Annotated in this window: 9 protein-coding genes; 7 read left to right on the forward strand and 2 right to left on the reverse strand. The window is 72.6% G+C overall.

Going from position 1 to position 14,630, the window contains the following annotated elements; all coding sequences use genetic code 11:
• Positions 1 to 48: 48 nt before the first annotated feature.
• On the reverse strand, positions 49 to 852 hold the full coding sequence (locus ACO229_RS05780; RefSeq protein WP_423464098.1) for a class I SAM-dependent methyltransferase: 804 nt from the start codon (positions 850 to 852) through the stop codon (positions 49 to 51).
• A gap of 217 nt (positions 853 to 1,069) precedes the next feature.
• Here ACO229_RS05780 and ACO229_RS05785 point away from each other — a divergent pair, with 217 nt between their 5' ends.
• The 6 genes from ACO229_RS05785 to ACO229_RS05810 all read left to right on the forward strand — a co-directional run bounded on the left by ACO229_RS05785 (position 1,070) and on the right by ACO229_RS05810 (position 11,251).
• Positions 1,070 to 2,722 (forward strand): ABC transporter substrate-binding protein, encoded by a 1,653-nt coding sequence (locus ACO229_RS05785; protein ID WP_423464099.1) that lies wholly within the window; start codon positions 1,070 to 1,072, stop codon positions 2,720 to 2,722.
• Between the two features lie 184 nt (positions 2,723 to 2,906).
• Complete coding sequence (locus tag ACO229_RS05790; protein WP_397419254.1) at positions 2,907 to 3,914, forward strand: ABC transporter permease; 1,008 nt, start codon at positions 2,907 to 2,909, stop codon at positions 3,912 to 3,914.
• Between the two features lie 17 nt (positions 3,915 to 3,931).
• Entirely contained in the window at positions 3,932 to 4,873 is a 942-nt protein-coding gene (locus ACO229_RS05795; RefSeq protein WP_397419258.1) for an ABC transporter permease, read from the forward strand.
• The gene (locus ACO229_RS05800) at positions 4,870 to 6,627 is read left to right on the forward strand and encodes a dipeptide ABC transporter ATP-binding protein (RefSeq protein ID WP_423464101.1); all 1,758 of its coding nucleotides are present in this window, start codon (positions 4,870 to 4,872) and stop codon (positions 6,625 to 6,627) included. The genes ACO229_RS05795 and ACO229_RS05800 overlap by 4 nt, the downstream gene beginning before the upstream one ends.
• Before the next feature lie 182 nt (positions 6,628 to 6,809).
• Complete coding sequence (rpsA, locus tag ACO229_RS05805) at positions 6,810 to 8,282, forward strand: 30S ribosomal protein S1 (RefSeq protein WP_253838974.1); 1,473 nt, start codon at positions 6,810 to 6,812, stop codon at positions 8,280 to 8,282.
• A gap of 194 nt (positions 8,283 to 8,476) precedes the next feature.
• On the forward strand, positions 8,477 to 11,251 hold the full coding sequence (locus ACO229_RS05810; protein WP_423464102.1) for a tetratricopeptide repeat protein: 2,775 nt from the start codon (positions 8,477 to 8,479) through the stop codon (positions 11,249 to 11,251).
• Between the two features lie 12 nt (positions 11,252 to 11,263).
• On the opposite strand, the gene ACO229_RS05815 is transcribed toward ACO229_RS05810, so the two are convergent.
• Positions 11,264 to 13,159 carry an ABC transporter ATP-binding protein gene (locus tag ACO229_RS05815; RefSeq protein ID WP_423465269.1) on the reverse strand — a complete coding sequence of 632 codons (1,896 nt, stop codon included), beginning with the start codon at positions 13,157 to 13,159 and terminating at the stop codon, positions 11,264 to 11,266.
• 231 nt (positions 13,160 to 13,390) lie between these two features.
• Between ACO229_RS05815 and ACO229_RS05820 the strand changes: the two genes are divergently transcribed.
• Positions 13,391 to 14,623 carry a cytochrome P450 gene (locus ACO229_RS05820; protein ID WP_397433885.1) on the forward strand — a complete coding sequence of 411 codons (1,233 nt, stop codon included), beginning with the start codon at positions 13,391 to 13,393 and terminating at the stop codon, positions 14,621 to 14,623.
• The last annotated feature ends 7 nt before the right edge of the window (positions 14,624 to 14,630 follow it).

Here is a 14,630-nt window from a genome sequence, read left to right on the forward strand (position 1 = left end):
CGGAACCACAGCGGTTCCATCTCGCCAGGGTTCTACGTCGCCGGCGTTCTACGCCGGGGTGCGGGTGCTGAAGATCGCCGTGCCCGGGAGGTAGCGGCCGCGTTCAGGGCCCCAGCCGCCCCACACCTGGGTGTTCCAGTCGGGCCACTCCGGCTCGACCAGGTCGGTCAGGACCAGGCCCGCGGCGGCCACGTCGCGCACGTGGTCACCGATCGTGCGGTGGTACTCCGCGTACACGACGCGGTCCGCGGCGTCGGTCTCGACGTAGGGGCGGCGGTCGAAGTAGGAGCGGGTCGCCGTGAGGCCGCGCCGAGTCGGGTCGTCGGGGAACGCCCACCGCAGCGGGTGGGTCACGGAGAACACCCACCGGCCGCCCGGACGGAGCACGCGCGCGGCCTCGCGGTGCACGCGCTCCGCGTCGGGCACGAAGGGCAGGGCGCCGAACGACGTGAACACCACGTCGAACGACCCGTCCGCGAACGGCAGCGCCCGCGCGTCCGCCTGGAGCCGCGGGACGGTGACGCCGGTGGCGGTGTCCAGCGCCGCGGCACCGGCCAGCATGCCTGCCGAGTAGTCGGTGGCGACCGCCCGGGCGCCCCGCGAGGCCAGCCAGCGCGAGCAGTGCGCCGCACCCGCCCCGACCTCCAGCACGTCCCGCCCGGCCACGTCGCCGAGCAGGCCGGCCTCCGCCTCCGTCAGGCCTTCCGGCCCCCAGCGGAACCCGGCGTCGCCGAGGAAGTCGCGGTGCTCGTCCAGGTACTCGCCGGCGTTGGCGTCCCACCAGCTCCGGGCCGCGCCGCCGTCGTCGGGCACGTCGCGGTAGCCGAAGGACACGGGTTCGTCGTCGCTCACGGCACCATCATCCCCGGCCGCGACGGCCGCGCACGCCTTCCTGAACCGGCGGCCAACTAGCACATACACCGCGGTAACAAAAGGGTCACGATTGGATTGCGAGTCCTGGGGAGAAATACGGAAGCAACGAAAGGGCTCCTAAGGTCAGGCGCAAACGTCTGCGCGCCGTCGTGCCCGAACCCGGGTCCGGCCGGTGCGCTCGAGGAAGGAGAGTGCCATGCGTCGACGCGCTACGCGCCTTGCGGGCGGCGTCACCCTGGTGACTGCGCTCGCAGTGGCTCTGAGCGGTTGTGTCGCGAGCGAGCGGGACGCCGACGGCGGCGAGGGCGGGGGCAGTGACGGCACGTTCGTCTTCGCCGGATCGGCGGAGCCGAGCTCGCTCGACCCCGCGTTCGCCAGCGACGGCGAGACGTTCCGGGTCGCCCGTCAGATCTTCGAGGGTCTGGTCGGCGTCGAGCCGGGTACCGCCGACCCCGCCCCGCTGCTCGCCGAGAGCTGGGACATCAGCGAGGACGGCCTGACGTACACGTTCCACCTCAAGGAGGGCGTGAAGTTCCACGACGACACGGACTTCGACGCCGAGGCCGTGTGCGCCAACTTCGACCGCTGGCACGACTGGACCGGCCTGGCCGCCCACGAGAACCTCTCGTACTACTACAAGGCCGTCTTCGGCGGCACGGGCGAGGACAGCCTGTACGACTCGTGCGAGGCGTCCGACGCCGCGACCGCCGTCGTCACGCTGAACACGCCGATCCCCGAGCTGATCCCGGCACTGTCGCTGCCGTCGTTCTCCATGCAGTCGCCCACGGCGCTGGAGGAGTTCGGGGCCGACGACGTCCAGGGCACGGCCGACGCGCCGCAGCTCACCGAGTACGGCCGGGAGCACCCGACCGGCACGGGCCCGTACACGTTCCAGGAGTGGAAGAGCGGCGAGAGCGTCACGCTGGCCGCCAACGAGAACTACTGGGGCGAGGTCGGCGACGTCAAGACCATCGTCTTCACGGTGATCTCCGACGGCACCGCCCGGCGCCAGGCCCTCGAGGCCGGTGACATCGACGGCTACGACCTGGTCGCGCCCGCCGACGTCGACGCGCTCAAGGAGGCCGGCTACACCATCCTCGACCGCGACGCGTTCAACATCCTGTACCTGGGCATGAACCAGGCCGCCAAGCCGCTGGACGACATCCGCGTGCGTCAGGCGATCGCCCACGCGATCGACAAGGACGCCCTGGTCCAGGCCGCGCTGCCGGAGGGCACCACGCCCGCCACGCAGTTCGTGCCGGAGATCGTGACGGGCTACAGCGACGACGTCACGACCTACGACTACGACCCGGAGAAGGCCAAGGAGCTGCTCGCCGAGGCCGGCCAGGAGAACCTCGAGCTCGAGTTCAACTACCCGACCGAGGTCTCGCGTCCGTACATGCCGGACCCCGCCGCGATCTACGAGGCCGTCTCCGCGGACCTCGAGGAGGTCGGCATCACGGTGACGGCCACGCCGGAGCCGTGGAGCCCGACGTACATCGACACCATCCAGGGTGGCGAGAACCACGGTCTGCACCTGCTGGGCTGGACGGGTGACTACAACGACACCTACAACTTCATCGGCACGTTCTTCGGGGCGAAGTCGCTGGAGTGGGGCTTCGACGACCAGGACGTCTTCGACGCGATCAAGGACGCCCGCAACGCTCCGCTCGAGGAGCAGGAGGACGCCTACAAGAACGCCAACGAGGTGATCATGGACGCCCTGCCCGGTGTCCCGCTGGCCAGCCCGGTGCCGTCGCTCGTCGTGGCCCCCGGGGTCGAGGGCTACCCGATCTCCCCGGTGCAGGACGAGGTCTACAACGTCATCAGCCTCGGCGGTGGCGAGTAAGGGGTGACAGGTCGGCGGGGGTAAGGTTCCCTCCCGAACTACCTGGGGCGCCCACGCCTTAGGGTGAAACACCTCAGGTCGGGGCGCGGCTGGTGCCGCGCCCCGACCGCTGTCCGGAGTCGTCCGGCGGCCGGTCACGAGCCCCGGCCGGGCGACCGCAGAAACGCATGTCTGCCGAGGAACGATGCTCAGACTGATCGTGCAGCGCCTGCTGCTCCTGATACCCCTCCTGCTGGGCTTGTCGGTCCTGCTGTTCGGCTGGGTGCGAGCCCTGCCGGGTGGCCCGGTCCAGGCCATGCTCGGCGAGCGGTACACCCCCGAGGCCGCAGCCGAGATCGAGGCCCAGCTCGGTCTCGACCAGCCGCTGATCGTGCAGTACGGCAAGTACCTGCTGCGCCTGCTGCAGGGCGACTTCGGCGTCTCGCTGCAGAGCGGCCGGCCCGTGCTGGACGAGTTCCTCACGCGGTTCCCGGCCACCATCGAGCTCACCGTGGTGGCGCTGGTCTTCGCGATCGGCATCGGCATCCCGCTGGGCTACGTCGCCGCGCGCCGGGCCGGGTCGATCGTGGACCACTCGGCCGTCGTGGTCTCGCTGATCGGCGTGACGGTGCCCGTGTTCTTCCTGGCCTTCATCCTGAAGTACATCTTCGCCGTCGAGCTGGGCTGGTTCCCGACCACGGGCCGCCAGAGCGCCACGATGATCGCCACGCACCCGACCAACTTCTACGTCCTGGACGGCCTGCTCACCGGCGAGTGGGACGCGGCCTGGGACGCCTTGGTCCACCTGATCCTGCCGGGCATCGCGCTCGGCTCCATCCCGCTGGCGATCGTGGCGCGCATGACGCGCGCCGCCGTCTCCGAGGTGCAGAACGCGGACTACGTCCGCACGGCGCGCGCCAAGGGCATCAAGCCGTCCCGGCTGCGCGGGGACCACATCCTGAAGAACGCCATGCTCCCCGTGGTGACGACGATCGGCCTGCAGGTCGGCCTCCTGCTGTCGGGTGCGGTGCTCACCGAGACCGTCTTCGCCTTCAGCGGCATCGGCAGCTTCCTCGCGGACTCGGTGTTCAACGCCGACTACCCCGTGATGCAGGGCTTCGTGCTGATGATCGCCGTGGTCTACGCCCTCGTGAACCTGCTCGTCGACGTCTCGTACGGGCTGATCGACCCCCGGCTGAGGAGGCAGCAGTGAGTGCCAACGAGCTTCCTGTGACCGACGGCGCGGCCGCCGCGCCGCTCCACGCGAGCATCCACGGCGACGGCCCGGCCGGCGCCGACCACGGCGGCGAGGGGGTCTGGGCGCGTGCCTGGCGCACCCTGCGCAAGAACCCCGTCGCGATCATCGGCTTCGTGATCGTCGCGGTCTTCGTCGTCGTGGCGCTGCTCGCGCCGGTGCTCGCTCCCTACGGCGGCACCGAGCTGCCCGGCCGCGCCGAGGTGCGGCCCACCATGATCCCCGGCCCGTCGGCCGAGTACCCGCTCGGCCTGGACCGCTACGGCGGCGACGTGCTGAGCAAGCTGATCTGGGGTGCCCAGGCCTCGCTCCTGGTCGGCGTGCTGTCCACCCTCTTCGGCCTCGCGGGCGGTCTGCTCCTGGGCCTGCTCGCCGGCTGGTTCGGCAAGTGGGTCGACTTCGCGGTCATGCGCCTGGTCGACCTGATGCTCTCGGTGCCCTCGCTGCTCCTGGCGGTCTCGATCGCGGCGATCGTGGGCCAGTCCTCGATGGCGGTCATCATCGCCATCGGCGTGGTGCAGGTGCCGATCTTCGCCCGCCTGCTGCGCGGTTCCATGCTGGCGCAGAAGGGGCAGGACTACGTCCTGGCGGCGTCCGCCCTCGGGCTGACACGTCGGTCGGTGACGATGAGCCACGTGCTGCCCAACAGCGTGGGCCCCGTCATCGTGCAGGCCACCCTCAGCCTGGCCACGGCCGTGATCGAGGCCGCCGCGCTGTCCTTCCTCGGCCTGGGTGGCGGCGAGCCGTCCACCGCGGAGTGGGGACGCATGCTGACGGCCGCCCAGCAGGAGCTCGCGGTCGCGCCGCGGCTGGCGATCCTGCCCGGCATCTGCATCGCCGTGACGGCCCTCGGCTTCACCCTCGTGGGCGAGAGCCTGCGCGAGGCCCTCGACCCCCGGAACAGGACCCGACGATGAACGACATCGCTGACAAGAACCCGGCCGACGACGTCGTCCTGCGCGTCGAGGACATGAGCGTCGACTTCCGCACGGAGCACGGTGCCGCGCGCGCCGTGTCGAACGCGAACCTGGTGGTCCGCCGCGGTCAGACCGTGGCGATCGTGGGGGAGTCGGGCTCCGGCAAGACGACCCTCGCCATGGCGGTCCTGGGACTGCTCGCGAGCAACGGCTCGGTGGCCGAGGGGCACATCTGGTTCAAGGACGAGGACCTCGGCGCCGTGAGCCCGCAGCGCATGGCGCAGCTGCGCGGCACGGAGCTGGGCCTGGTGCCGCAGGACCCGATGACCAACCTCAACCCCATCCTGCCGATCGGCCGGCAGATCGACGAGGGGCTGATCGACAACGGCCTGCGCACGCGCCGGGACGCCCGCGACCGCACGGTCGAGCTGCTCGAGGAGGTCGGCCTGCCCGACGCGCGGCGCCGGGCCTCCCAGTACCCGCACGAGTTCTCGGGCGGCATGCGCCAGCGCGCGCTCATCGCCATGGGCCTGTCGGGGCGCCCCGCGCTGCTGGTGGCGGACGAGCCGACCTCCGCCCTGGACGTCACCGTGCAGCGGGGCATCCTCGACCAGCTCTCGGGCCTGACCGAGGAGCTCGGCACCGCCGTGCTGCTCATCACCCACGACCTCGGTCTCGCGGCCGAGCGCGCCGACATCGTCGTGGTCATGTACCGCGGCGACATCGTGGAGCAGGGCCCTGCCCGGCAGGTGCTCACCGCGCCGCAGCACGAGTACACCAAGCGCCTCATGGCGGCGGCGCCGTCGCTGGCGTCGCGCCGCATCGAGATCGCGCGCGAGCGCGGGCTGGACGAGGTGCTGGACGAGGCCCTCCTCGCCCACGGCGAGACGGCGGCGGACGTCGCCGCGGCCGAGGACGGGTCGGCGAACGGGCACCCCGCCGCGAAGGAGGTGGCGCCCCTGGTGTCCGTGCAGGACGTCAGCAAGGTGTTCTCCATCCGCGGCAACAGCCTGTTCGCGCGGAGCAAGGACTTCACCGCCGTGGACGGCGTGAGCCTGGACATCCCGCGCGGGTCGACCGTGGCCGTGGTGGGGGAGTCCGGTTCGGGCAAGTCCACGCTGGCCCGGATGATCCTCGACATCGAGAAGCCGACGCGGGGCACCATCACGTTCGACGGCGCCGTCGTGGGCGCGGGCGGGCACCGGGAGCAGATCGCCTACCGGCGCCGGGTGCAGCCCGTGTTCCAGGACCCGTACTCGTCGCTCGACCCGCTGTACTCGGTGTTCCGCGCGATCGAGGAGCCGCTGCGCGCCCACGACTACGGGGACGCGCGGGCCCGGCGGGCCCGGGTGGAGGAGCTCGCCGAGCAGGTGGCCCTCAGCAAGGGGCAGCTCCAGCGGTTCCCGTCGGAGCTGTCCGGCGGGCAGCGCCAGCGCGTCGCCATCGCGCGGGCCCTGGCCCTGTCGCCCGAGCTCGTGGTGTGCGACGAGGCCGTCTCGGCGCTCGACGTCGTGGTGCAGGCGCAGATCCTCCAGCTCCTCGCGAGCCTCCAGGAGGAGCTGGGCCTGACCTACCTCTTCATCACCCACGACCTCGCGGTGGTGCGGCAGATCGCCGACCGCGTGCTGGTGATGCAGCAGGGCCGCATGGTCGAGGAGGGCACGGTCGACGCCGTCTTCGACTCGCCGAGCACGGACTACACGCGGGCGCTGCTCGACGCCATCCCGGGCCGGGACCTGGAGCTCGCGCTCTGACGGTCCCGGGGGTGCCGCGGCGGGTGCGGCTCGCGTTGACCATCCCGCCGCGGCGCCACTAGGATGACTGGCGGTGCCGTGCGCCTTCCGGCGACCACCGGCACCTCACGAGCGCCGCACACGCAGAGCTCACACAGACCCTGTCCGTACTACGCCATGTCCGCATCGGAGCATCGAACTCAATGACCATCTCCACCCCTGCGAAGTCCGCCCCCCAGGTTGCCGTCAACGACATCGGCACCGAGGAGGACTTCCTTGCTGCCATCGACGCCACCATCAAGTACTTCAACGATGGTGACATCGTCGAAGGCACGATCGTCAAGGTGGACCGTGACGAGGTCCTTCTCGACATCGGCTACAAGACCGAGGGTGTCATCCCGTCCCGGGAGCTCTCGATCAAGCACGACGTCGACCCTGGCGAGGTCGTCGCCGTCGGCGACGCCGTCGAGGCACTTGTTCTCCAGAAGGAGGACAAGGAAGGCCGTCTGATCCTGTCCAAGAAGCGCGCACAGTACGAGCGCGCCTGGGGCACGATCGAGAAGATCAAGGAGGAGGACGGCGTCGTCACCGGCACCGTCATCGAGGTCGTCAAGGGTGGTCTCATCCTCGACATCGGCCTGCGCGGCTTCCTCCCCGCATCGCTCGTGGAGATGCGTCGCGTCCGCGACCTCCAGCCGTACGTCGGCAAGGAGATCGAGGCCAAGATCATCGAGCTCGACAAGAACCGCAACAACGTCGTGCTGTCGCGTCGTGCGTGGCTCGAGCAGACGCAGTCCGAGGTCCGCTCCACCTTCCTGCAGACCCTGCAGAAGGGCCAGGTGCGCCCCGGTGTCGTCTCCTCGATCGTCAACTTCGGTGCGTTCGTGGACCTCGGCGGTGTCGACGGTCTGGTGCACGTCTCCGAGCTGTCCTGGAAGCACATCGACCACCCGTCCGAGGTCGTCGAGGTCGGCCAGGAGGTCACGGTCGAGGTTCTGGACGTCGACTTCGACCGCGAGCGTGTCTCGCTGTCGCTGAAGGCGACGCAGGAGGACCCGTGGCAGACCTTCGCCCGTACGCACGCCATCGGTCAGGTCGTGCCGGGTAAGGTCACCAAGCTCGTCCCGTTCGGTGCGTTCGTCCGCGTCGAGGACGGCATCGAGGGCCTGGTCCACATCTCGGAGCTGGCCGTGCGCCACGTCGAGCTGCCGGAGCAGGTCGTCACCGTCGGTGCCGAGGTGTTCGTCAAGGTCATCGACATCGACCTGGAGCGCCGCCGTATCTCGCTGTCGCTCAAGCAGGCCAACGAGGGCGTGGACCCGGAGTCCGAGGACTTCGATCCCGCGCTGTACGGCATGGCCGCCGAGTACGACGAGGCCGGGAACTACAAGTACCCGGACGGCTTCGACCCGGAGACCAACGAGTGGCTCGAGGGCTTCGAGGCGCAGCGCGAGGCGTGGGAGGCGGAGTACGCCAAGGCGCACGAGCGCTGGACCGCGCACCGCAAGCAGGTCGCCGAGGCGCTGGCCGCGGACACGGACGCGTCCTCCGACGCCCCGGCCTCCGCTCCCGCCGGCAACACCTCGTACTCCTCGGCCCCGGTCGAGGAGGCCGGTGGCACGCTGGCCTCGGACGAGGCGCTCGCCGCGCTTCGCGAGAAGCTCACGGGCAACTGACCCGAGCCGTTCGACGGCCCGTCGCTCCCCGTACCGGGGGCGGCGGGCCGTCGCCGTTTTCGGGATGCGGTGCGCGACACCGGCCGGATCGGGCTCACAGCGCCCTGAACTGGTGCGATGCATGTGCGCGGGGTGCCCGGTGGTATCACACGGTCACTGGTCAGGACAGCCGGAGTGCTGTTGGATAACGCCTCATGAGCCGACCCGGACCCGACGAGGCACGGGGCGCGTCGCCCGCTGCCCTCCTCGCGCCCGAGCGGTGCGTCGTGCCCTTCACCGGGCGAGGACGGGAGCTCGCGGAGCTGCGCTCGTGGGTGCGCTCCCGCGAGCCGGTGGCGCTGCGCCTGCTGTCGGGTCTGGGCGGCGTCGGCAAGACGCGGCTGGCCCTGGAGCTCGGCCGGCGGCTGCGGCGCACGGGCTGGACCGTGGTCCACGTACCGCCCGGTCAGGAGGTTGCGACGGTCGAGCGCGTCGCCGACGCCCGGCGCGTCCTGCTCGTCGTGGACGACGCCGGGTTCCGGGCCGGGCTGCCCGCCATGCTCGACGCGATCGGTGCGACCCGGTGGCGCGGCCGCCTGCGCGTGCTCCTCCTGGCCCGCACCGGCGGGCAGTGGTGGCCGCGCGAGCGGTGGACGAGCAGCCTGTGGGCCGGCGGGACTCCGTCGGTCACCCAGATGGCGCTGGACCCGGCGCTGGAGGGCAGCCTGGACGTCGCGTACGACCCGGCGCTCGACCTGGCCGTCGAGCGGCCGGACGGCGAGCGTGCCGTGATCGAGGCGGCCGCCTCCCGGTTCGCCCGTGCCCTGGGGCGGCCGGTGCCCCGGATCCGGTACGACCCGGCGCCGGACCGCCGGCCGCGCGTCCTGGACCTGCACGCCGTGGCCCTCGTCGCGGTGCTGGACGGCGACGTCCCCGACCCGGCCGCGGCGCTCGGCGTGGTGCTCGAACGCGAGCGGGCCGGCTGGACGGCGTCGGCCGTGGCGGCCGGGCTGCTCTCAGAGCGGTCGCCCGGGCCCGGACCCGCGGACGAGGACGTCACGGTCGCCGACGCCGTCCTGACCGTGGCGACCCTGCTGGGCGACGCCTCCGACGATGGGCTCCGGGCGGCTCTGCGCCGGGCCGGGGCGGGAGCGGCACCCGGGCGGGAGGCCGACGTCCTGGTGTGGGTACGTGCCCACCTGCCCGCCGTGCCGCGGCTGGGGGAGCTGCTCGTCTCGCGGGTCCTGACCGCCTCGGCCGCGCTGGCTGCCCGGTGCACGAGCGACCTGGACGCCGACCAGGCGTTCGCCGTGCTCGGGTTCGCCGCGGCGATGGGGCTGGACCGTCCTACTGCCGAGCGCGACGTGACCGGCGAGGTGATCGAGGTGGTGGCCGCCGCGCTGCCGGCCGGATCGGCCGCGGACCTGCCCGGCCTGCTGCGCGTCATCCGCCGGCTGCCGCGCTCCTCGGGCCCCCTGGTGGTGCCGGTCCTGGACCGGCTCACGCACCGGGCCGCGGAGCTGTCGCGCACGGCCGGCGGGGTGGCGCAGCGTGCCGAGGCGCTGAGCGACCTCGGCACCACGCTGGTGGCCGAGGGCGACCCGGACGCCGCGGTGGTGGTGCTGCGCGAGGCCGTGGCGCTGTGGCGGGAGCTGTCGCGCGACGACGCCGACCGGTACCGGCCGCCGCTGTGCACCGCGCTGAACAACCTGGGCATGGGGTACTGGGCGGTGGGCCGGCACGGTGACGCCCTGACCGTCCAGGAGGAGGTCGTGGCACTGTGCCGCCGGTTCCCGCCGGGGGACGGGCCCTGGGCCGACGCCGAGCACGCGCGCGCCCTGCAGAACGCCGGGGTGTCCTACACGGAGCTCGGCCGGACCGGCGAGATCGAGGCCGCGCAGCGGGCCTCGCTCGACCTGTACCGCCGGCTCGCCGCGGGCGACCCGGTCCAGTACGAGCCGCGGCTCGCCGCCGTGCTCGGCAACTTCGAGGCCCTCACGGAGAGCGGGCGGCCCGAGGACGCCCTCCCCGCGAACGTCGAGGCCGTCGCCATCCGGCGGCGGCTGGCCGCGGACCGTCCCGAGCACCTCGCCGAGCTCGCATGGTCCCTCGGCCAGCTGGGCACCACCCTGGAGGCGCTCGGGCGGTACGAGGAGGCCGGCGTCGTGCTCGTCGAGGCCCTGGAGATCCAGCGCCGGCTCGCGAAGGAGAACGAGCGCGGCACCCGCCCCGACCTCGCCGGCGCACTCTCCGCGCTCGGCGCGCTGTACTCGACGGTCGGCCGCGCCGACGAGTCGCTGCGGCTGGAGCGCGAGGCGCTGGAGATCCGCCGCGACCTGGCCCGCGAGCACCCGGAGAAGTACCTGTACTACCTGGCCCACTCGCTGTCCAACCTCGGTGTCACCCTCGCCCGGCGGGGCCGGTACGACGAGGCGGTGCTCCTGGAGGAGGAGGCGGTCGCCGTCCGCCGGGAGCTGGCGCGCGAGAACGCGCGGTCGCTGAAGTACCTCGCGCAGTCGCTGTCCAACCTCGGCGTGCGCTACGCCGACCTGGGGCGGTTCGAGGAGGCGCTGCGGCCCACCCAGGAGGCCGTCGACATGCTGCGCCGGCTCGTGCGCGAGGAGCCCGAGAAGTACCGCGCCGGGCTGGCCGAGGCGCTCGCCAACCTCGGGGCCACCCTGCTCGACCTGGGGCGCGCCGACGAGTCCCTGCGGCCGATGCGGGAGGCCGTGGTCATGCGGCGTGCCCTCGCGCTGGAGAACCCGGACAAGCACCGGCCCGACCTGGCGCTCGCGCTGTCCAACCTGGCCAGCGCGCTGAGCGCGGTGGGGGACAACGTCACCGCGCTCGGCCACGCGCGGGAGGCCGTGGAGATGCGCCGCCGGCTCGCCGCCGACCTGCCCGAGCGGTACCGGGCCGAGCTGGAGCGCTCCCGTGGGGTGCTCACCCGGATCGACGCGGCGATCCGCAACCCGCCGCCGGCCCGGTAGCCGGCCCGCGGGTCACCCCTCGACGCGTTCGGCGAACTGGGTGCGGTACAGGTCCGCGTACAGGCCGCCCGCACCGATCAGCTCGGCGTGCGTGCCCGACTCGGCCACGCGGCCGTCGTCGAGCACCACGATGCGGTCCGCCGCGCGCACCGTGGACAGCCGGTGCGCGATGACCAGCGACGTCCGCCCCGCCAGGGCCTGGTCGAGGGCGGCCTGCACGGCCGCCTCGGACTCCGAGTCGAGGTGCGCCGTGGCCTCGTCGAGCACCACGACGTCGGGCGCACGCAGCAGCAGGCGCGCGATGGCGACGCGCTGCCGCTCACCGCCCGAGAGGCGGTACCCGCGGTCGCCCACGACGGTCTCCAGGCCCTCGGGCAGCCGGTCCACCAGGTCCCAGACACGTGCCTGCCGCAGCACCCGCTCCAGGTCGGCGTCGGACGCCTCCGGGCGCACGAACCGCAGGTTCGCCGCCATCGTGTCGTGGAACAGGTGCGCGTCCTGCGCGACGACGCCGACCGTGGCCCGCAGCGACGCGAACGTCACGTCCCGCAGGTCGGTCCCGGCGATGCGCACGGTGCCGGAGGTCGGGTCGTACATGCGGTTCACGAGCTGCGAGACCGTCGTCTTGCCCGCACCGGACGGGCCGACCAGTGCGACCATCGACCCGGCGGGCACCTCCAGCGAGACGTCGTGCAGCGTGTCCGCCGTCGGGTCCTTGCGCTGGGCGGCGACCGACTCCAGGGACGCGAGCGACACCTCGTCGGCGCGCGGGTACCGGAACGTCACCCCCTCCAGCGTCACCGACGCGCCCCGTGCCGCGACGGCACGCCGCAGGTCGACGGCGTCCGGCCGCTCGGCCACCGACGGCTCCAGGTCCAGCACCTCCAGCACCCGCTCGAACGAGACCAGGGCCGTCATGACGTCGACCTGGACGTTCGCCATCGCCGTGAGCGGCCCGTACAGCCGGGTGAGGTAGGTGGCCAGCGCGACCACCGTGCCGACGGTGAGCTCGTCCGCGATGGCCTGCAGCCCGCCGAACCCGTACACCCCGGCCACGGCGAGGGAGGCGAGGGTGGACAGGCCCACCCGGAACCACGTGCCGAACAGCGCCGTGCGGACGCCGAGGTCCCGGCGCTCGCGGGCGGGTCCCGCGAACCGCTCGGACTCGGTGGCGGGATCGCCGAACACCTTCACGAGGTGCGCCCCGGCCACGTTGAACCGTTCGTTCATCACCTGGCCCAGGTCGGCGTCCACCTCCATGCCCCGCCGGGTCAGCGTCGCGAGCCGGCGGCCGAACCAGCGGGCGGGGAGCACGAAGAACGGGACCAGCACCAGGGCGCCGAGGGTGAGCTCCCACGACATGGTGAACATGGCCCCGAGCGTGAACGCGATGGTCAGCGTGTTCGAGACGACCGTCTGGAGCGTCGAGGTGAACGCGCGCTGGGCGCCGAGCACGTCGCCGTTCAGGCGCTGCACCAGGGCGCCCGTGCGGGCCCGGGAGAAGAAGGCCAGCGGCATGCGCTGGACGTGGTCGAACACCGCGACCCGCAGGTCGAGGATGAGCCCCTCGCCGACCTGCGACGACACGAGCCGGTCCGCGACCGACAGCCCGGCCGCCAGGACGGCGAGCAGTCCCGCGGCGCCGGCCAGCAGGACGACCAGGCGGCCGTCGCCGGCGCTGATGCCCTCGTCGATGATCCGCTGGAACAGCAGCGGCGTGGCCGCGCCCGCGGCCGCCTCCAGGGCGAGGATGAGCACGAAGAGGGTCAGCCGGCCCCGGTAGGGGCGGGCGAAGCCGATGATGCGCCGCAGCGTGGCGCGGCCCAGACGCTGGCGGGCGACCGACCCGTCCTGCGTGAAGGAGCGCATCGTGCGCCCGCCGCCCATGCTCCCGCCACCTCCGTGCATGCTCACCAGCGCATCGTCCCACGGGACGCCGACAGTGCCGGGCCACCGGCTGCCCGCCCGGCGGAGCGTACAGCCGCCCCAGAACGTAGCGGGTGAACCGGGGGTGACCGGGACCACAGGCGTGTTACGCGTTCCCCGGCGCCCGTGATAGAAACCCACGATCGGGCGTCTATGCAGGTCGCCCCATATTTCGATGGATGAGACCCGATGAGTGTCGACGATGGAGGAGCCATGTCCGACCTGGAACCGCAGCGAGGCGGGGGCCGGGTGGCGCTGGTGGACCTGACGGGCGCGGAGGACATGACGGCCGCGCTGCGCCGGCTCCAGGACGAGTGGGGCACCGTGGCCCCCGTGGACCTGGAGCCGGGTGTCCCGGGCTGGCTCGTGCTCGGGCACGCCGAGGTCATGGAGGTCATGCGCACCGAGAGCGTCTTCGCACGCGACCCGCGGCACTGGAAGGAGCGGCTGCCGCTGGACTCGACCCTGCACGCCATCCTGTCCCCGGCGGGCCGGCGCGCGCTGTACTACGCGGACGGCGCCGACCACCGCCGGCTGCGGCTGCCGATGGACGAGGCGTTCTCCAGCCTCGACGAGGCGCAGACGGCCGCCCTGGTGCGCAGCGTGTGCGCCGGGCTCATCGACGCGTTCGCGCCCCAGGGGCAGGCGGACCTGATCGGCGAGTACGCGGCGGCCGTGTCGTTCCTGGCGGTGTCGGGCATGTTCGGGTTCGACGAGCGCCAGGGCATCGCCCTGCTCCGCTGCGCGCACGGCGTGTTCGGCCACGGTGGCGACGCCGTGGCGGCGCTGGAGGCCATGGACCAGATCGTGCTGGACCACGTGCTGGCGACCCGCGCCGACCCGGGCAACAACCTCACGGCGCGCCTGGTCGAGCACCCGAGCTTCGAGGACGACACGGAGATCGTGCACTCGATGGTCGTGGCGATCTGCGCCGCGAACGAGATGCTCGTGACCTGGATCGCGGCCACGCTGCGCCGCATGCTCACGGACCCCCGGTACACGGGCCGCGTCACGGGGGTGCGTCGCGGCCTGGACGACGCGCTGGACGAGACGCTGTGGAGCGAGCCGCCGGTGGCGAACCTCCCGGCGCGGTACGCGGTGACGGACTGCACGCTCGGCCGGGTGCGGATCAAGGCGGGCGACGCGATCGTGATGGGCGTGGCGGCCGCGAACAACGACCCGCGGGTGCGCACCGACGACGACATCTTCGAGGCCAGCAACCGGTCGCACCTGTCCTTCGGCGTCGGCCCGCACGCGTGCCCCGCCCGCAGGCCGGGGCGGCTCGTCGTGAAGATCGCCGTCGAGAGCCTCATGGAGCGGCTCGACCTGCGGCTGACCGACCCCGAGGTGACCTGGGCGCCGTCGCCGTGGTCGCGATACCCCGCCGTCCTGCCCGTGCGGTTCACGCCGGAGCGGCAGGCCGCGCGCACGCCCGTGCGGGCCTGACCGGCCC

It is taken from the genome of Promicromonospora sp. MS192 (genome assembly GCF_049532985.1).
GTDB lineage: Bacteria > Actinomycetota > Actinomycetes > Actinomycetales > Cellulomonadaceae > Promicromonospora.